At 41.6% G+C, this 18542-nt stretch carries 15 protein-coding genes and 2 tRNA genes; 11 read left to right on the forward strand and 6 right to left on the reverse strand.

The window, feature by feature from the left end; genetic code table 11:
- Nucleotides 1-120: 120 nt before the first annotated feature.
- Nucleotides 121-1308 carry a glycerophosphodiester phosphodiesterase family protein gene (locus FTU37_RS02540; protein WP_180123738.1) on the reverse strand — a complete coding sequence of 396 codons (1188 nt, stop codon included), beginning with the start codon at nt 1306-1308 and terminating at the stop codon, nt 121-123.
- Nucleotides 1309-1585: 277 nt separating this feature from the next.
- Here FTU37_RS02540 and FTU37_RS02545 point away from each other — a divergent pair, with 277 nt between their 5' ends.
- The 3 genes from FTU37_RS02545 (at nt 1586) to FTU37_RS02555 (ending at nt 6934) form a co-directional block, all read left to right on the forward strand.
- The gene (locus FTU37_RS02545; protein ID WP_180123739.1) at nt 1586-4687 is read left to right on the forward strand and encodes a multidrug efflux RND transporter permease subunit; all 3102 of its coding nucleotides are present in this window, start codon (nt 1586-1588) and stop codon (nt 4685-4687) included.
- Nucleotides 4688-4919: 232 nt separating this feature from the next.
- The gene (gene mgtE / locus FTU37_RS02550) at nt 4920-6263 is read left to right on the forward strand and encodes a magnesium transporter (protein ID WP_168378306.1); all 1344 of its coding nucleotides are present in this window, start codon (nt 4920-4922) and stop codon (nt 6261-6263) included.
- A gap of 80 nt (nt 6264-6343) precedes the next feature.
- Entirely contained in the window at nt 6344-6934 is a 591-nt protein-coding gene (locus tag FTU37_RS02555) for a DUF4112 domain-containing protein (protein ID WP_180026673.1), read from the forward strand.
- A 148-nt stretch (nt 6935-7082) separates the two neighbouring features.
- On the opposite strand, the gene htpX is transcribed toward FTU37_RS02555, so the two are convergent.
- Together htpX and FTU37_RS02565 are read right to left on the reverse strand one after the other, a co-directional pair.
- On the reverse strand, nt 7083-7988 hold the full coding sequence (gene htpX, locus FTU37_RS02560) for a protease HtpX (RefSeq protein ID WP_078190437.1): 906 nt from the start codon (nt 7986-7988) through the stop codon (nt 7083-7085).
- Nucleotides 7989-8121: 133 nt separating this feature from the next.
- Nucleotides 8122-8985 (reverse strand): lytic transglycosylase domain-containing protein, encoded by an 864-nt coding sequence (locus FTU37_RS02565; RefSeq protein ID WP_180020710.1) that lies wholly within the window; start codon nt 8983-8985, stop codon nt 8122-8124.
- A 500-nt stretch (nt 8986-9485) separates the two neighbouring features.
- Between FTU37_RS02565 and ttcA the strand changes: the two genes are divergently transcribed.
- Together ttcA and FTU37_RS02575 are read left to right on the forward strand one after the other, a co-directional pair.
- On the forward strand, nt 9486-10415 hold the full coding sequence (gene ttcA, locus FTU37_RS02570; RefSeq protein WP_180049072.1) for a tRNA 2-thiocytidine(32) synthetase TtcA: 930 nt from the start codon (nt 9486-9488) through the stop codon (nt 10413-10415).
- A gap of 222 nt (nt 10416-10637) precedes the next feature.
- A complete protein-coding gene (locus tag FTU37_RS02575; protein ID WP_180008384.1) occupies nt 10638-11021 on the forward strand; it encodes an SCP2 sterol-binding domain-containing protein in 384 nt (127 codons plus the stop codon).
- Between the two features lie 76 nt (nt 11022-11097).
- Here the strand turns inward: FTU37_RS02575 and FTU37_RS02580 are convergent, their stop codons facing one another.
- Nucleotides 11098-12210 (reverse strand): transglycosylase SLT domain-containing protein, encoded by a 1113-nt coding sequence (locus FTU37_RS02580; RefSeq protein WP_180116881.1) that lies wholly within the window; start codon nt 12208-12210, stop codon nt 11098-11100.
- Nucleotides 12211-12575: 365 nt separating this feature from the next.
- On the opposite strand from FTU37_RS02580, the gene greB reads away from it, so the two are divergent.
- The 6 genes from greB (at nt 12576) to epmA (ending at nt 16640) form a co-directional block, all read left to right on the forward strand.
- Nucleotides 12576-13070 (forward strand): transcription elongation factor GreB, encoded by a 495-nt coding sequence (gene greB / locus FTU37_RS02585; RefSeq protein WP_180113919.1) that lies wholly within the window; start codon nt 12576-12578, stop codon nt 13068-13070.
- 86 nt (nt 13071-13156) lie between these two features.
- Nucleotides 13157-13246, forward strand: a tRNA-Ser gene (locus tag FTU37_RS02590).
- Nucleotides 13247-13475: 229 nt separating this feature from the next.
- Nucleotides 13476-13565: transfer RNA gene (locus tag FTU37_RS02595), tRNA-Ser, on the forward strand.
- Nucleotides 13566-13730: 165 nt separating this feature from the next.
- Complete coding sequence (locus tag FTU37_RS02600) at nt 13731-14483, forward strand: class II aldolase/adducin family protein (protein ID WP_180123740.1); 753 nt, start codon at nt 13731-13733, stop codon at nt 14481-14483.
- A 115-nt stretch (nt 14484-14598) separates the two neighbouring features.
- Nucleotides 14599-15666: a 4-phosphoerythronate dehydrogenase gene (locus tag FTU37_RS02605; RefSeq protein WP_180123741.1), complete on the forward strand. Its 1068-nt coding sequence runs from the start codon at nt 14599-14601 to the stop codon at nt 15664-15666.
- A gap of 5 nt (nt 15667-15671) precedes the next feature.
- Nucleotides 15672-16640 (forward strand): EF-P lysine aminoacylase EpmA, encoded by a 969-nt coding sequence (epmA, locus tag FTU37_RS02610; protein WP_373683566.1) that lies wholly within the window; start codon nt 15672-15674, stop codon nt 16638-16640.
- A 36-nt stretch (nt 16641-16676) separates the two neighbouring features.
- Here the strand turns inward: epmA and FTU37_RS02615 are convergent, their stop codons facing one another.
- The gene (locus FTU37_RS02615) at nt 16677-17117 is read right to left on the reverse strand and encodes a GNAT family N-acetyltransferase (protein WP_180123742.1); all 441 of its coding nucleotides are present in this window, start codon (nt 17115-17117) and stop codon (nt 16677-16679) included.
- A gap of 169 nt (nt 17118-17286) precedes the next feature.
- Entirely contained in the window at nt 17287-18522 is a 1236-nt protein-coding gene (locus FTU37_RS02620) for a multifunctional CCA addition/repair protein (protein ID WP_180113923.1), read from the reverse strand.
- Nucleotides 18523-18542: the final 20 nt, after the last annotated feature.

The raw sequence follows: 18542 nt of genomic DNA on the forward strand, positions 1-18542 counted from the left end.
AGCTCCAGCACCTCAGCCAGTGGCAACGCAGTCAGCCGCAGAATATTTGGCAAACCCGCTTTAAGATTTCCGTTGAACAATAAAAAAGACGCCTCGGCGTCTTTTTTCATTTTAGGAAAATTAGGGCTTTTGCAGTTGCGTTAAGGTTTTACGTGCCAGTCCTGGATCATCGGCAAATACACCATCTACACCAGCTTTATAGAAGTTTTCAAATTCTTTAGCTGCACCGGTATCACAACGTTCGGTCGCCACTGAGTTACATTTTAAATAGTCAGGTAAAAAACCATTTTCAGGTCTGAGTGTATAAGGATGGACTTTCAAACCAGCAGCATGGGCATCTTTGACAAAACTGGTTTGTTTAAATTCAGTGTTTGAAAAAATATAGGTTTTACTTGGACCTACACCATCTGCATATTTTGCCACTGATTTTAGGCCATCTGCAGTGGCTAAACTTGCATAATTTTGAGGTGAGTTTTGTTGCTGTAAGTCACCCGGTATGGCAGTTGGGCTATCTAATAATTGAATAATTTTGCCATGTTTGAGGGTTTTCTTTTGCGTGAGTTGATCATGTAAGTATTTAAGATTGGTGGTTTCAAAGGACTGTAAATATACAGGCGCGATATCACGTGTATAACTATATTTGGCAAGCGTGGTGAGTAAACGATCTTCCATGGCTAGATTTTGCTGTTGAAAAAAAGTTGGGTGCTTGGTTTCAATATATAAACCAACAATTTTCCCGGTTTTTTTATAGTGCGCATCTGCAAGTTCAATGATCTGTTCGAGCGTCGGGATGCTGTATTGATCATTATATTGAGTGTTATTAGGACGATATTGTGCAATACGCTCACGTGCTTTTACATTTTGAGTCAGTTCATTCAAATTAAAGTCTTCTGTAAACCATCCTGTATAGTCGATACCATCGATTTTTTTGGTGGTTTTTCGATCCGCAAATTGTGACAGCTTACTGATATTGGTTGTCCCTGAAATTTCACTTTCATGACGTGCAACCAAATATCCATCCTTGGTTGGTACTAAATCGGGTTCGATAAAATCCGCACCATCGTCAATCGCTTTTTGATATGCGGCAAGGGTATGCTCGGGTCGCAAAGCACTGGCACCGCGATGCCCAACAATGACAAAACCAGTATCAGGCAAAACAGGGGGCTTGGTGACATGGGTTTTATCGTCATCCGAATTACATGCAGATAAACCGAAAACGCTAAAAAGGAGCAGTGAAGACACGCCCCATGAGGATTTCACTTTGCTTGTTATCGCTATATTCAACTGCTTTGTTAATTGTTTTTGCATGGCTGCCTCGGCATCTTTTTATATAAATGAATGATGTTGCAGGCATACATTGCAGGGCAGTGGCTAAGGCTTCATGACAGAGGCGGTTTTGTCACATAAATTTACTAAAATAGCTGAGGTGGAAGCTCTCCATATTTTCTACATATTCAGCTTGAAGCAAGGTTTTTATGTAGCCTAGGCTTGTAATTAAGCTCATTGTGATTGATTATCAATAAGATTTTTTGAAAAAATTCAATCTACATTTTTTATTTCATTAATTGAAAAGTGACATGGACTGATGCTGTCTAAGTTTTTTATTTATCGACCAATTTTTGCAGGTGTCTTGGCGATCATCGTCATGGCGCTCGGGCTATTTGCTGTCCTCAATTTACCCGTAGAGCGCTATCCAGATATTGCACCTCCACGAATTACCGTCAGCGCAAGTTATAGCGGTGCGTCAGCAGAAACAGTTGAGGAAAGTGTCACACAAGTACTTGAGCAACAAATTAAAGGAATTGATCATCTTTTATATTTTAGTTCAAGCAGCGACTCTTCAGGTCGAAGCCGGATCAGTATCAGTTTTGAAAATGGTACCGACCCAGATACCGCTCAAGTACAAGTACAAAATGCCATAAATGGGGTAATCAATCGGCTGCCTGAAGATGTGCAGCGCCAAGGGGTAAATGTCTATAAATCTTTGGGTGATACCCATATGGTTATTGGCCTCTATGATGAGACTGGCAAGAGTTCGAATATCGAACTTGGTGACTATATGATGACGCATCTAGAACAGGACATTGCTCGAATTGAGGGCATCGGTGAAGTCGATGTTTTTGGTTCGCAATTTGCCATGCGCATTTGGCTCAACCCACTGAAGCTAAAGCAATATAGCCTTATGCCCAGTGATATCCGTGCGGCTGTTGAATCACAAAATACGCAGGTGGCCGCCGGCGCCGTAGGTGAATTGCCGAGTTTATCGGATCAATATCTCAATGCAAAAGTCACTTCAGGTTCACGTTTAAAGTCAGTTGAAGAATTTGAAAATATTATTGTCAAATCTGCACGAGACGGCAGTTTTGTCTATTTAAAAGACGTTGCACGTGTTGAATTGGGTGCGGAAAATTATTCAGGGGTGAATACCATTAATGGTTATCCATCTTCAGGGATGGGGATCTCATTGGCTTCTGGTGCAAATGCACTTGAAACCTCTGCCTTAATTAAGCAAGAAATTGAACAGTTAGCGAAGCAATTACCTGCCGGTTATAAAATCGTTTATCCACGGGATAACACGCCATTTGTACAAGAATCGATTAAAGAAGTGGTGAAAACGTTATTCGAAGCCGTTTTACTGGTGGTTTTGGTGATGTTTATCTTCTTACAAAATTGGCGAGCAACGCTGATACCTGCGATTACGGTGCCTGTGGTGATTCTTGGGACTTTAGCGATTTTATATGCTTTGGGCATGACCATTAATACGCTCACATTGTTTGCATTGGTACTGGCCATCGGTCTGTTGGTCGATGATGCGATTGTTGTGGTGGAAAACGTCGAACGTTTAATGCATGAACAACAGTTAACAGCAAAACAAGCGGCCATCGAGTCGATGCATGAAATTAGCGGGGCATTAATCGGGATTACTTTGGTATTGACCGCTGTATTTATTCCCATGGCGTTCTTTGGTGGCTCAACGGGCGTGATCTATAGACAATTTTCCATCACACTCGTGGCTGCAATGGGCTTGTCACTGATGGTTGCGCTGATTTTAACCCCTGCCTTATGTGCCTTAATTTTAAAACCCAATCCGAAACCACAGCGCTGGGCGATTTGGTTTAACACCAAATTAGAGACTTTAAAAACCAAATATCTAGCACTTGCACAAGCCACGGTTCGTTATCGCTTATGGACGGTGGTTTTGTTTGCGGGGCTCATTACGGTATTTGCTTTGTTTTATCGTGCTTTGCCGACCAGTTTTATTCCAAGTGAAGACCAAGGCATTTTGAGTGTGCAACTTAAATTACAAGAAGGTGCACCGATGTCTAAAAGTCGTGAGGTTGGTGAACAAATTCGACAGTACTTTTTGACTGAAGAAAAGCAAAATGTCGATTTGGTGATGATTCGTTATGGACGAAATTTTTCTGGTACGGGTCAAAACTTAGGGCAAGGCTTTATTGCACTGAAGCATTGGGATGAACGTTCAGGACAACACAATTCAGCGCAAGCGATTCGTGAGCGTGCTATGAAACATTTTAAAAAGTTCAACAATGCACAAATCAATGTCAGCATGCCGTCTTCAGTCAGTGGTCTTGGTCAAACCGATGGTCTGGAGTTTTGGCTGCGAGATATGAATGGTGAAGGTCGAGCTTATCTCGATGCGCAATTTAAAAGCTTGCAACAGAAATCCGCACAATACAGTAGTTTCGAAAATTTAGACAAACGCTCTAACCCAGACAAAGCTGAACTGAAAGTTGATATTGATCAAAAACAAGCGATGGCCATGGGTTTAACGCAAAATGCGATTAATAGCACCATTAGTAGTGCATGGGGCGGGAGTTATATCAACGATTTCATTGACCGTGGACGTATTAAACGCGTCATGATGCAGGCAGATGCCGAATTCCGTTCTAAACCAGAAGATTTGGCTTATTGGCATGTACGTAATGACCAAAATGAAATGATTCCATTTAGTAATTTTTCAACCATTGGTTGGAGTGGCGGTCCAGAAGTCGTCAATCGCTTTATGGGGTATACCGCATTACAAATGGAAGCGGATACAGCCAAAAATGTCTCAAGTGGACAAGCCATGCAGGATGTGAAAGCCTTAGTCGATCAGGTGCCTGGTGTGGACGTGGCATGGAGTGGTTTATCCTTTGAAGAGCAAAAATCAAGTCATCAAGCGATTTGGCTGTATTTGGTCTCGATTGGATTTATTTTCCTTTGTCTTGCCGCCCTATATGAAAGTTGGAGCATTCCAACCGCAGTCATGAGTGCGATTCCACTCGGGATTGGCGGTAATATTTTGTTTAGCTACATGACTGGTTTTCCAAATGACATCTACTTCCAAATTGCCTTGCTGACGACCATTGGTCTGTCCTGTAAAAATGCGATCTTGATTGTAGAGTTTGCAGCGATGGCACAAGAAAAAGGCAAACATGTGATCGAGGCTGCAATGGAAGGCGCAGCACTACGTTTACGTCCTATTTTGATGACTTCTTTAGCATTTGGTGCAGGGGTGGTTCCTTTAGTTCTTGCTTTTGGTGCTGGTGCAGCCAGTCGTCAAGAGATCGGGGTAAGCGTACTCGGTGGGGTAATATTCGGTACAGTCTTGGTGCTGATTTTTATTCCGTTTATGTATGTGATGGTCCGATCTATTTTTAAAATCAAGCCGGTGTCTGAAACTTAGAAATAATTCACGCACAGCGTATTGCTCTAGTAAAAGCCGCCGTTAAAGCTTGAATACTTCGCGGTGGCTTTTTTATGTCATCAAACTTTCGACAGGGAATTTGCACAGAGAATTTGCACAGAGAATTTTCGCAAACAACGTTCACCGAGAACATATTGAAGAGATTTGAAACTCTTCAGTTTATCCTTCAAAATGTGCACTACATAGAAAGATTAAAATAAGAGTGAGTTGAATGGCGGATTTAATACAAAGACAGCGTGAAATTTCCGCTTTGCTGCAACAACAAAATTATGCAGCAGCAGTTTTCGCTTTACAGCCTCTGAATTACGCTGATCAGGCCCGTTTAATTCAGCAATTTCCAATTGAAGATCAAATTGAGTTACTTTCAGGTTTAGCGCATCAAGGCTTGGTATTTGAGTTTTTCCCGTTTGAGTCACAGCGACAGTTAATCTCGCGTTATCCACTGCGTCTACAAATTGAATTATTTGATGATATGCATTCTGATGATGCAACGGATTTATATAAAAGTTTAACTGATGCAGAACAAGATCGAATTTACCAACAACTTGATCAAGATACCCAAGAGCATCTAAAGGCATTATCTGCATATGCAGAAGAGTCTGCAGGTGCAATCATGAGTTCAGACTATGTCAGTATGCCTGCTGACTTTACCATGCAACAAGCCATAGAGGCCTTGCGCCATGAACCGCATGACCGTGAAACCCTATATTTAATTTATGTCACCAATGATCAGTCTCAATTAGAAGGGGTGATTTCACTGCGGCAAATTTTGCAGGCTGACCGTGATGCACGAATTCAACAGGTGATGACCAAAGATGTGGTGACCGGCTGGATAGATGAAGACCAAGAAAGTATTGCTCGAAAATTGGCTGAATATGATTTTATGGCCTTGCCGATTGTGGATCATGCTCAGCGTTTGATGGGGATTGTCACCTATGATGATGCGATGGATGTGGTACAGGCTGAAACCACTGAAGACTTTTTAAAAGCCAGTGCGGTGAGTACTGAACCAGGTATGAGCATTAATAAAGCACCGATTTTAAAATTGTACCAAAAGCGGGTGTTCTGGTTGGTGATATTGGTCTTTGGCAGTTTATTGTCCGGTTTAGGTATTTCCTATTATGAAGACATCATTGCAGCACATATCGTCTTGGTTTTTTTCTTACCCTTACTGGTCGGAAGTGGAGGCAATGCGGGTTCACAGTCTGCGACCTTAATGGTGCGAGCGCTTGCCACTGGGGATGTAAAAATTCGAGATTGGTTTTATTTGTTGGGACGGGAGACGCTCGTCGCGCTTTGCCTCGGTGGAACCATGGCCATTGCTGTATCAATTCTAGGCTACTATCGTGGTGATGCAACCGTCGCCTTGGTCTTGGCTTTAAGTATGATGGGTATCGTATTGCTCGGTTGTTTAATTGGCATGAGTTTGCCCTTTGTACTCAACAAGTTAAAGCTCGATCCTGCAAGTGCTTCTGCACCTTTGGTGACTTCGATTTGTGATGCGACCGGCGTGGTGGTGTATTTGATGATTGCTTCACAATTGCTCAATTTATAGAGATTAGCATTTTGCTACAGATAGAAGACTTCTAATATGTTTTAATCTCAGTGATTTACACGGTTTTTATTGGATAAAACATGACTGAACCATTAAAACAAAAAATGTCAAAGCAAGAAGTCATTCGCCTTGAACGCGATCTCGCCAAGTTTGCCAATATGATGGACTCTGTGGTTCGGATTCCATTTACCCGACAAGGGGTAGGTGCAGATGCAGCGTTGAGTACCATTCCGGTCGCTGGTGATATTGCAGGATTCGTCTTGACCTGCTATGCCGTCTATAAGGCCAAACAGATTGGCGTACCACAAGCCAAATTAAATGGTGTGATGAAACTCGCGGTTATGGATGCTGTCGTGGGGTTTATTCCTGTCGCGGGGACGATCTTCGATGTGTTTATTCGTCCGAGCCGTAAAGCTTTAGATGTCGTACACACGCATATACGTGAAGAATATCAAATCAGTACAGATCAACATGTGGTACATCCGTTTTTACATGAAAAATTAGAAGAGAAACAACAGCAATCGGCTTTTTGGCGTAACCCTGTGATTGCATGGTTATGGATCCATATCCCAGATATACTCGGGATGATTTTCTTATTGGTGTTTATCTTTGCAATTTACATGGGCGGTTCATTGCTTTGGCAATGGTTAAAGGCCAATGGGGTATTGTAGATAGGACAGATTTGTGGCTTGAGTGCTAGCAATGAAAGGCTGTTCAACTGAAAAGTGATTGATAAAACAGTAAACGCTCTGAGAAAAAATTAGACTCAAAAAAAGCCTCCATAGGGAGGCTTTTTTACGACTTACATCAGATGCTGAATTATGGGCAATCTAATTGTTGTAAAGCCGCAACACGTTGTTCAATCGTTGGGTGTGTTTGGAACAATGCAGCTAAGCTGAAACCTTGTTCTTGACCCGCAGAAATAGCAAAGGCTTTCATTTCTTTTGGCATTTGATCTGGCATTTCAGATTCTGCTTGTAAACGTAATAGGGCAGAAATCATCGCTTGTTTACCTGCTAGACGCGCACCAGCTTCATCGGCACGGTATTCACGGTAGCGAGAGAACCACATCACAATAGCAGACGCTGCGATACCAAAGACAATATCTAATACAATCGTAATGACGAAGTATGCGATACCCGGTGCTTCACCATCTTCACGACCGAAGACATTACGGTCGATAAAGTCACCTGCTACACGTGCAAAGAACATGACAAAGGCGTTGACTACACCTTGCACCAAAGCAAGGGTCACCATGTCACCATTGGCTACGTGACCAATTTCGTGAGCGAGTACGGCACGGAGTTCATCTTTGTTCATACGCTCCAGTAGACCGGTAGAAACCGCCACTAAAGCATCATTTTTGTTCCAGCCTGTTGCAAAGGCATTTGACTGGTACGATGGGAAAATACCCACTTCTGGCATTTTGATACCAGAACGTTGTGCCAGTTGCGCAACTTCGTTGAGTAACCATGCTTCAGCTTGGCTACGTGGTGCATTAGGGTCAATCAGCTCTGTACCCGTGGTTTTTTTCGCCATCCATTTTGACATGAATAGTGAGATCATCGAACCCACCATACCGAACACAAAACAGATAACGAGCAAGTTGCCTAAGTTTAAGCCGCCTGCACCGTGGTAACTACCGACACCGAAGAGTGACAAGATTATGCCAGCTACAACCAGTACCGCGAGGTTGGTCAGCAAGAACAAACCAATCCGCATCATTGGGTAAATCCTCTTATTATAGAAAAATGATCTGATTTACAAATAAAAATCATTAAACTCAATATGAGGTGAAAGTCTTAAAATTTCAAGGAAAAATTAGTAAAACAGATGCAATTTTACAAAATCAGTGATTTCATTCATTGAGATAAATGCGCGCTGAGGCAGAAGCATTTGCTGTCGCAAATGAACCTGAAGGTGCATCGGTAAAACTACCATTGTCCGTTTGAATAATTTGACGTGCCGGTGACTTGGCAACAGCAGGGGCAGCGGCATGGTAATTGTCCGAACTGGCAATAATCCGACCACTATTAGAAGTGCTATTTGAACTGCTCGAACCCGAGACACTTAAACTACCAGCATATAGGTTGCTGTAGCGGCTAGTGACACGGCGGACATAGTCTTGAGTTTCACGAAAAGGTGGGATGCCACCATATTTTGCGACATTGCCTTCACCTGCGTTATAACCAGCTAAGGCAAGTGAGGTGTTGCCATTAAAACGTTTCAGTAGCCAAGATAAATAGCGCGCACCAGCCATAATGTTCTGATGTGGATCGTAGGCATTCGATACATTGAAGCGACGTGCTGTGGCAGGCATGAGTTGCATTAAACCTTGCGCACCGACTGGTGAGCGTGCATTGGTGTTAAAACCAGATTCGGTATGCATCACCGCTTTGATCAGACCTTCGGAAACACCATGTTGGGCCGCGGCTTGTTTAATAATATTGTCAAAGGCATTTTTATTACGGCTATAGCTTGGCAACACAGACGCTTCATTTGAGCCCCAGTTACTATAACTATGGATATTACTGTCCGGATAGTAGGTTTTTTTCTCGACTTTCAGATTGCTATAGCGGCCTTGTTTATTGGTTAGTAGCGTTGTGCCGTTACTTTCACGTAATTGATAGATCGTTTGGCCGGCAAAAATGCTCGGTGCAGCTAAACTGATAGCCACACTTCCACTTAATAACAGCCCCAAAGTCCAAGTATTGTTTTTCATTTTATTGTGAAGAAAAAAATTCTGTCCCCAAACAGTTAAAATAGAGTTTATCAAAAAAAAATCAGATGAAAAGGCTTCGAGGGCTGATTTCTTCTTTACTTTGTAAAAATCAAGTCATTTTGATGATTCAATAATCAAAAAAAATATTTATTTTTTTTTAATGAGCATAACTTGACACATCTAAAGCATTGATAAGTAAGGGATAATAAATTGATCAAAAAATGATCAATTTAAATAGAAGCCTTAAAATAAGGGCAGCTCACCTTGTCAAGTCATTTAAAATCCACAAAGTTATCCACAGCTTTTGTGGACAACTGTGGAAAAGTCCAAAAGATAAGCGTTTCGCCTAAAAAATGAACTCGACCGTATAAAATAATGCGCTGAGGATGACGTGATCATGACAGTATTTTTAGTTTTTTCGGAAATTACATTCTTTTGATGCGAGAAGTCTGCGAATCGGATAAAATTGCGCGGTATTTTTTTTTAGGTTTAACTCGTCTATGTTCTCGCCAGTTGAGTCCGAACAAGGATTTAATTTCAAACCAGAACTACCAACTAGCTCTGCGTATTATCGTTTATTGAAAAAGCTACGCCGTCAGGTCGGTCATGCCATTCGTGATTTTAAAATGATCGAAGAGGGCGACAAGGTGATGGTCTGTATTTCAGGCGGTAAAGACAGTTATACCTTGCTCGACATTTTGTTGCAGTTTAAGCGTATTGCACCGATTAATTTTGATGTGGTTGCGGTCAACCTTGACCAAAAACAACCGGGTTTCCCTGAAGACGTATTGCCACGTTATTTAGAAGAAAACAAAATTCCGTATTACATCTTAGAAAAAGATACCTACAGCATTACTAAACGTTTAACCCCAGAAGGTAAAACGTATTGTGCAGTATGCTCACGTTTACGTCGTGGTTCGTTATACGGCTTTGCTCAAGAAATTGGGGCGACGAAAGTGGCTTTAGGTCATCATCGTGATGATATTTTGGCGACGTTCTTCTTGAACTTGTTCCATGGCGGTAGCTTAAAAGCCATGCCACCGAAATTATTGTCTTCTGATAAAAAGAACATTTTGATTCGTCCACTGGCTTATGTGGAAGAAAAAGACATTATTAAGTATGCAGAAATGCGTAAGTTCCCAATTATCCCATGTAACTTGTGTGGTTCTCAGGAAAACTTACAACGTGCGATGTTAAATGACATGCTGCGTACTTGGGATAAAGAATTTCCAAAACGTTTACACAGTATTTTTGGTGCGTTGCAAAATGTATCACCTTCACAACTGGCAGACCGTGAGTTATTCGACTTTGAAGCCCTAGATGAACAACGCGAATTTGACTTTAAAAATAGCGAAAGTTGTTCAACTGAAGAAGGTGATTCAGAAAGCAAACGCATTAATATGGTGAACTTAGGGTTTATGGCAGATTAAGCCGAAAACCTTATCATGCAAAAGGCATTCTACGGAATGCCTTTTTTATGCTTATGATTTTTCTCATTTTGTTATTAAACAGTTAAATATTGAACGGTGCGTACAAAAAACTTTAGCCTTTTCACAAATGATCATGCTATAACAAACCTCAAGCAAAATATGCTTGTACTGATGTTGTCCGGAACGGCAACACACACGAACAAAATAAATTGAGGAAAGATCATGCCTGCTTTTTTAACTGATGATTGGTTTTCAACTGTAGAAACTCTGACAGCTCAAGCTGGTGATTTAAACTTACCACCTGCATTGGCTAATCTTGCAATTAACCTTGTGGTTGCTGACGCTGCAGGCAATACTGAATTGTCATTAGACGGTGGTGCAATTAAAAAAGGTTTATCTTCAAACGCGAAAACAACGTTGAACATGGATGCTGAAACTTTACGTAAAGTATTCCTTGAGTTTGATATGGCTGCAGCGATGCAAGCGTTTATGACGGGCAAAATAAAAGTACAAGGTGATATGTCACAATTGATGGCATTGCAAACAGCAAAACCAAGTGCTGAGCAAAAAGATTTGTTCAAAAAAGTACTTGAGCAAACTGCTTAAGTCTAAAACGAAAAAAGCTTACCCGAAGGTAAGCTTTTTTTTGTGCGCTCACATGTAAATGTTAGGTGGACGCATATTAGATATTCACCAGTTGTGGTGTGGTTTTAATATGTTCCAAATACGCACGAATACGCGTGACATATTGCACAGCTTGACGATAACGACCATTGCTGGCCTTGTTACGGTCTAGATAAGCATATAAATTCACCCACTTATTTGGGTTTTTACCCTGAGATTTAATGCGCTTTTGAATCTGACTTACAGCACCAGGACCCATGTTATAAGCCACTAAGGCATACCAATTACGATCTGGGTAGGGAATGTTGCTATAACGATTTAGCATTTGGTCATAGTACTTAGCACCGCCCTGAATGCTTTGCGTCGCATCTGTACGGTTGCTCACACCCATTGCTTTTGCTGTACTGTTGGTCAGCATCATAATGCCACGAACACCGGTCGGGGATACCGAGTCAGGTTTGAGGTAAGACTCTTGATAACCAATCGCTGCCAATAAATGCCAGTCTAGGTCATATTGCTTGGCCGTGTTTTTAAAACTTGCCTTATAGATTGGCATACGTTTACTTAAATCACGTTGAATCACATTCCAAGAATCTTGTTTGACTACATTACGGTTGTAGAACGAAGCCAACTGTCCAATTGCGCCATTTTGTTTGGCACGGCAAATAAAGCCACTCGCGGTTTGGCTGAGTGGATCATCTGCATTTTTAAATACCCAGTTCAAGTTGCTGTTTAAACCATTTTTTTTCAAAGAAACGGTATCACCACAACTGGCTGAAAATGAAGTCAAGTGTTTGGCTTCAATAGTACTCATTTCGGCAGTGGTCATAGCAAAATTGGCTTGACCTTTGGCAACCATTTTTAAAGCAGTGGCATTGTCATTCACTGTTTTAAAATCTAATTGGACATTTAAACTTTCTGCATAGTTACGTGCAAGGTCGTAACCAAAACCATGTCGATGTTTACCATCCTGAAAAACAATGTCAGGATTGGCAACGGCAACAACAGTGAGTTTATTACTGTTGACGACAGCATCATATTGATGAGCTGTTTTGCTGGCATTAATACTGTGAAAAGGAATTAAGACAGTACTAAGTGCAAGCGCTTTAAATGGGAGAGAGTTAAAAGAGTTAAGGCAAAGCCTCGACCCAGAAGTTGAACTACTGTGCATGTTGTCTCCGCTACAAGTAATTTATGCCCTAAAAAGCAAAGGCAAACACGCCTCAGACTTTCTCAAGTTTGATAAATTCAATAAGGGTTGGGCAGTCATGACGTCATTCAAAAATGACTAGGGGTTTTCGGGAAATGTGTAGAAAATCTACACTGGATAAAAATTAAACAAGCCTAAAAGATGTGCGCATAATAATAAGCAAAAAAATACTTGTCAAATTTTGTACGAAAAAATATTAAAATATGTAACATAAATAATTGATTTTGTTTACGAATAAATTTTATATACTTTGCCTGTGTAGAAATGGAGGATAAAATAGGCATGTTTTGTAAAAATCAGCGCTTGCTCAAGGCCGAAAAATCATCATGAAATCTAACTTAATTACCCGTGGTGGACACGATTTATTGGTCGCTGAACTTCAACATTTATGGCATGAAGAACGACCTGAAATTACCAAAAAAGTGAACTGGGCGGCCAGTCTTGGCGACCGTTCGGAAAACGCGGATTATCAATATAATAAGCAATTATTACGCAAAATTGACCGACGTGTACGCTACTTGGGAAAACGTTTGGAAGAGCTACGTATTATCGATTATTCACCCGAACAAAAAGGGAAAGTCTATTTTGGGGCGTGGGTCGATATTGAAAATGAAGACGGTGAACAAAAAACGCTAAGGATCGTGGGGGGGGATGAAATTTATGATCATCATCCGCAGCATATCTCGATTGATTCACCTATGGCTCGAGCACTCCTGTCCAAGCAAGTGGATGATGAGGTCGAAGTGCTGACCCCGCTGGGAAAAAAATGTTGGTATATCAATTCAATTCGTTATGAAATGGGCGAAAGTACTGAAAAATAACAATCTGCTCTTAATTTGTTCAATTAGACGTGTTTTTTACAAAATAATTTGCCATTGCTGAAATTTATTTATATGATGGCGGCCATGGAAGCGTGGCAGAGCGGTTTAATGCACCGGTCTTGAAAACCGACGAGGGCGCGAGTCCTCCGTGAGTTCGAATCTCACCGCTTCCGCCAAATTCAAAAACCCTGATGTTTTTAACATCAGGGTTTTTTTATGTGCGTAAATTTAGGCAATGCAATTTGCCTTGATCTCAATTCAATACATATTGATTGAGCATCTATTTTTCAGCTCGAAGCCAAAATTTTACAATCGCCTAAATTTTGTATGAACGATTAGCCAAGTGTTCAAAATAAGGCAAAATAATTTGCCAATCTGAATTTTTATTTATATGATAGCGGCCATGGAAGCGTGGCAGAGCGGTTTAATGCACCGGTCTTGAAAACCGACGAGGGCGCGAGTCCTCCGTGAGTTCGAATCTCACCGCTTCCGCCATATTCAAAAAACCCCAATGTTTTACATTGGGGTTTTTTTTTGCCTAAAATTTTTGAATTATTTTTTCGACAGGCGAAGCTGATATACAGCATGGATATGACATGCTATTAATTATTCACAATAAACAGAAAACAAGATCAATCGATTTGGAAAAGGAATTCACCCATGCAAAAATCAGAGCTTATTCATGAACTGGAATGGCAAGCGCGTTGTCAATTGGCGGCACTGTATCGCTTGGTGGCTTATTATAAAATGACCGACTTAATTGATACCCATATCAGCCTGCGTTTAAGTCATGAACCTGAGCATTTTCTGATTAATCGCTATGGTGTGACCTTTGACAAAATGACGGCTTCGGATTTGGTCAAAATTGATCATGAAGGTAAAATTGTTGAAACCTATGATGCGGGGAAGATGGTGAATGTCGCAGGTTTTGTGATTCATTCTGCCTTACATCATGCACGTACAAATATTAATTGCGTGATTCATACGCATACTGCCGATGGCGTGGCAGTTTCTGCGCAGGAACATGGTTTATTGCCAATTTCGCAACATGCGTTAAAGTTCTATCAGAACATTGCTTATCATGAATATGAGGGCATAGCCTTTTCAACTGAAGAGCGTGAAAGGTTGGTGCAGGATATGGGTGATTATCGCTGCATGATTTTACGCAATCACGGTTTGCTTGCGACTGGGGATAGTGTGGCACGGGTATTTCATGAAATTTACTTTTTAGAACGAGCTTGTCAAATTCAAGTAAAAGCATTGTCGAGTGCTACATTGCATTATCCAAGTCCGAAGGTTTGTGAACATACGTTGCAGCAGTTTGAAAATCCGATGGCCGAGCCCATTATTCAAGCGGCTTGGCAGGCGGCCTTGTCTTTAATTGAAGATCAGCGGTCAGATTATTGTCGCTAATATAATTTTCAATCATCAAGATTGTAGATTGAAGGCACTGTGCCTTATGTGCAGAGGAATAGTCATGGCTTGGGCAACGCGTTATCATGTTTATAGTGGAACTATGAGATGAACTATGAAAATCGTTGCAGATGAAAATCTGGCATTTACTGAGTATTTTTTTGCCGAATTTGGTGAAATAAAGCAAGCAGCAGGTCGAACACTGACCCATGAAGATGTCAAAGAAGCCGATGCATTATTGGTGCGATCGGTGACTCAGGTAAATGCAGACTTAATTCAACAGACCGCACTCAAATTTGTCGGTAGTGCTACGATTGGAACAGATCATTTAGATATTACTGCTTTAGAAAAGCAGGGGATTGCTTGGTCAAATGCCGCAGGTTGTAATGCACAAGCGGTTGCTGAATATGTGATTACGGCATTGCTTTATGTTAAACCTGAATTGTTGAATGCAAATGAAAAATTTACCTTGGGCATTGTTGGTTTAGGTAATGTTGGTTCACGTTTAGCCGTCATGGCAGAATTATTCGGTTGGAATGTCATTGGCTATGATCCATTTGTGCAATCTGATCAGGTGAAACAAGTTGAATTTGCAGAACTGTTAAAAAGTGCAGATGCGATTAGTATTCATGTGCCACTGACCAAAGAGGGTGAACATCCAACCTATCATTTAATCAATGCTGCTGCGCTTGCTGCTATGAAGCCAACTGCGATCTTGATTAATTCCGCGCGTGGGCCAGTGGTCGAAGAAGCTGCCTTAATTGCCGATATTCAACAGACACAGCGTAAAGTGGTCTTAGACGTTTTTGAGCATGAGCCAGAGATTTCAGCAGCGTTGTTAGATTTAATTTACGTGGTGACACCACATATTGCGGGCTATAGCTTGGAAGGTAAAGCACGTGGCACACAGATGATCTATGAAGCATTTTGTCAAACTTTCAAGCAACCGATAAATAAAGCTTTTGAAAGTCAGTTGCCCGTCTGTGAGCAGTATTTTACGGGTGCTGACTTTAAGACGGTATTACAGCGTTATTTAAAAGATATTTATGACATCGCTCGTGATGATGCCAACTTACGTGCTTGCCTAAAAGACGGCAAGGTGGATCAAAAAGCCTTTGATTATTTACGTAAAACCTATCCTTTACGCCGTGAATGGGCTGCACATGGAGGCCCAGCAGCATGAGTCAAATGAACTTTCAACCGAGTTGTGAACTCACTGCACTTCGTGCACGTGCCACGATGTATGCTCAAATTCGCCAGTTTTTTGCGGCACGTGATGTACTAGAAGTGGAAACACCTGTGCTTTCTCAAGCCGGTGTCACCGATGTGCATTTAGCATCGGTACAGGCTCAGCGCCATGTGAATGGTCAAAAGCAAACGCATTATTTGCAAACTTCACCTGAATTTGCCATGAAACGTCTGTTGGCAAGTGGCAGTGGATCTATTTACCAAATCTGTAAAGTTTTCCGTGATGATGAACATGGACGTAAACACAACAGTGAATTCACCATGTTGGAATGGTACCGTCCGGGTTTTAGCTTAAAAGACTTGATGTTTGAAGTGACGGACTTATTGAATGAAACTTTGAAACAGCGCTTTGGTGAAGTTCGTCCAACTATTTTGAGCTATAAGCATGCCTTTATGGATCGTTTGGATTTGAACCCGTTACAAGCTTCTTTACAAGATCTGAAAGATTGCTGTCGTCGTGTAGGGCTAAGCTTAGATCTGGGTGAAGACCGTTTAGGCTATATCGATTTATTGTTCTCGCATTATGTTGAGCCGAGCCTCGGTTTTGATACGCCAGTGTTCCTTACAGATTTTCCACCGGAAATGGCTTCTTTGGCGAAAACCCGTGTGGACGAAGATGGTGAATTGGTTGCAGCACGATTTGAGCTATATATCGAAGGTTTAGAGTTAGCAAATGCTTATGATGAACTGATTGATGCAGACGTTTTACGCCGTCGTTTTGAGGCGGATAATGCAGAGCGCGCTAAACTTGGCTTGCATGTGATGCCGATTGATGAATATTTGCTTGCTGCATTACCGTATATGAGTGAGTGTGCAGGTATAGCCTTAGGCATTGATCGATTGCTAATGGTGGCAACGAATCAGTTAAAACTTGAAAAAGTCATTAGTTTCCCAGCTGATATTTCTTAAAAAATGTCTTGATCGGCTGATGGTAAAATTGGCCGATCAATTTAAATATTTAGTAAAACCCAAACTATAGGCTTCAAACCCTAAATTTTGATAAAAAGCATGTGCGGCATAGCGTTCAGGACGATTACCACTGTTGAGTAAAATACGTTTTAGACCTTGTCGCCGAGCGCTTTGCTCAATGGCTTGCATGAAGCGTCGCCCTAAACCTTGACCGCGATAACTGGCATCAATGACAAAAGCCTGACTCCGAATAAATTCTTCCTCAAACTCCCAACTGTATTGTTGGATAAAACCTGCATAACCAATGACGCGGTCATCAGCCGTCATCACCACGGTTTGATAATGCTTATCCAAATGAATCAACTGCCATTGCTGTTGGAGTCGCTCTAGTGGTATTTCATAACCCAATTGGAGTGTGAGTTGATGAATGTCGAGGAGATCTTCTTTGAGTTGTAACGGACGAATTTGGGGATGCATATTGTCAGCTCGATGGTTTTCCTTAGAGCATAGATAAAAGTGCATAAAGGTGAATGCTGAAATTTTTCAAAGCTTATCTATATTTGAAAGGGTAAGGTGTTCTATTGCAGAAGTTAAATTTTTAAAAAATAGAAAAGGAAAATTAAAAAAGCACCCGAAGGTGCTCTAATTAAGCTTCAACTGCATATTGACTTGTTTTAAGTGCGGCAATGGCTTGGATACGTCGTTCAATCAGCATTTCACCAATATCCGGCCCTGATACATCAGGTGGAAGATCGGCAGCCTTAATATTACGAACCACCTGCATGGCATCTAAAACGTATTGAGCTTGCGGATAGGCACGATCCTCTAAACCTAAGCGACCACGTGAATCACATTCACAGGCTTGTACAAAGGCCTCTACGCGTTCAGGACGGCGTAGTACATCCATACGTTGTAACAGACGCCATAATGTCCCCGGTTTTAAACTCAAGGCTTGATGGCATTTTAAATGCTCTTTACATACTGAAATGGCCAATTGCTTGGTATTGGTGGGTACACGCATACGGTCACAGACTTCGGTAACCGGTTTTACCCCACGTTCTTCATGCATGATATGGCGTGGTAACTCATCTACTGGAGTGAGTGCTTTGCCCAAGTCGTGTACCAGTACAGCAAAACGAACATCCAAAGAATAATTGGCACGACAGGCTTGCTGCAATGACATCATGGTATGAATACCACAGTCTATTTCAGGATGATATTCAGGACGCTGTGGAATACCGTATAACGCATCAATTTCAGGGAATAAGACTTTTAAAGCGCCACAGGCTCTTAAGACTTCAAAATATTCATCTGCATGGTCTTCCATTAATGCACGGGATGTTTCCTTCCATACGCGTTCAGGTGTGAGGGCTTCAAGCTCGCCAGATTTGGCAAGCTCTTGCATCAGCGCAAGTGTTTCTTCAGCCACTTTAAAACCTAAAGCTTTATAACGTGCTGCAAAACGTGCAATCCGCAGAACTCGCAAAGGATCTTCGACGAAGGCATCAGACACATGGCGAAGGATGCGTCGCTCTAAATCTTGTTGACCATGGTAGGGATCATAAATTTGGCCAGCATCATCCATGGCAATCGCATTGATCGTGAGGTCACGTCGAATGAGATCTTGTTCGAGTGTGACATTGACGTCGGTATAAAATTCAAAGCCATGATACCCATGTCCAGACTTACGTTCTGTACGGGCTAAGGCATATTCGTCTTTGGTCTCTGGATGAAGAAAAACAGGGAAATCTTTACCCACAGGTTGATAACCTTGAGCAAGTAATTGTTCCGGCGTTGCACCGACAACGACATAATCTTTTTCGTGATAGGGGTGCCCGAGCAAGTGATCTCGAACTGCACCGCCTACTAAATAAACTTGCATGAAAAAACCTCTATTCTTAG

This window comes from Acinetobacter sp. YH12097 (assembly GCF_013419225.1).
GTDB classification, from domain to species: Bacteria; Pseudomonadota; Gammaproteobacteria; order Pseudomonadales; family Moraxellaceae; genus Acinetobacter; species Acinetobacter amyesii.

Coding starts and splice junctions, on each gene's coding strand:
- FTU37_RS02615 (WP_180123742.1), bottom strand. CDS start 17,117: ATGCATCCCCAAATTCGTCCGTTACAACTCAAAGAAGATCTCCTCGAC.
- FTU37_RS02555 (WP_180026673.1), top strand. CDS start 6,344: ATGACTGAACCATTAAAACAAAAAATGTCAAAGCAAGAAGTCATTCGC.
- FTU37_RS02600 (WP_180123740.1), top strand. CDS start 13,731: ATGCAAAAATCAGAGCTTATTCATGAACTGGAATGGCAAGCGCGTTGT.
- FTU37_RS02540 (WP_180123738.1), bottom strand. CDS start 1,308: ATGCAAAAACAATTAACAAAGCAGTTGAATATAGCGATAACAAGCAAA.
- epmA (WP_373683566.1), top strand. CDS start 15,672: ATGAACTTTCAACCGAGTTGTGAACTCACTGCACTTCGTGCACGTGCC.
- FTU37_RS02620 (WP_180113923.1), bottom strand. CDS start 18,522: ATGCAAGTTTATTTAGTAGGCGGTGCAGTTCGAGATCACTTGCTCGGG.
- ttcA (WP_180049072.1), top strand. CDS start 9,486: ATGTTCTCGCCAGTTGAGTCCGAACAAGGATTTAATTTCAAACCAGAA.
- FTU37_RS02545 (WP_180123739.1), top strand. CDS start 1,586: ATGCTGTCTAAGTTTTTTATTTATCGACCAATTTTTGCAGGTGTCTTG.
- greB (WP_180113919.1), top strand. CDS start 12,576: ATGAAATCTAACTTAATTACCCGTGGTGGACACGATTTATTGGTCGCT.
- FTU37_RS02605 (WP_180123741.1), top strand. CDS start 14,599: ATGAAAATCGTTGCAGATGAAAATCTGGCATTTACTGAGTATTTTTTT.
- FTU37_RS02575 (WP_180008384.1), top strand. CDS start 10,638: ATGCCTGCTTTTTTAACTGATGATTGGTTTTCAACTGTAGAAACTCTG.
- htpX (WP_078190437.1), bottom strand. CDS start 7,988: ATGATGCGGATTGGTTTGTTCTTGCTGACCAACCTCGCGGTACTGGTT.
- FTU37_RS02565 (WP_180020710.1), bottom strand. CDS start 8,985: ATGAAAAACAATACTTGGACTTTGGGGCTGTTATTAAGTGGAAGTGTG.
- FTU37_RS02580 (WP_180116881.1), bottom strand. CDS start 12,210: ATGCACAGTAGTTCAACTTCTGGGTCGAGGCTTTGCCTTAACTCTTTT.
- mgtE (WP_168378306.1), top strand. CDS start 4,920: ATGGCGGATTTAATACAAAGACAGCGTGAAATTTCCGCTTTGCTGCAA.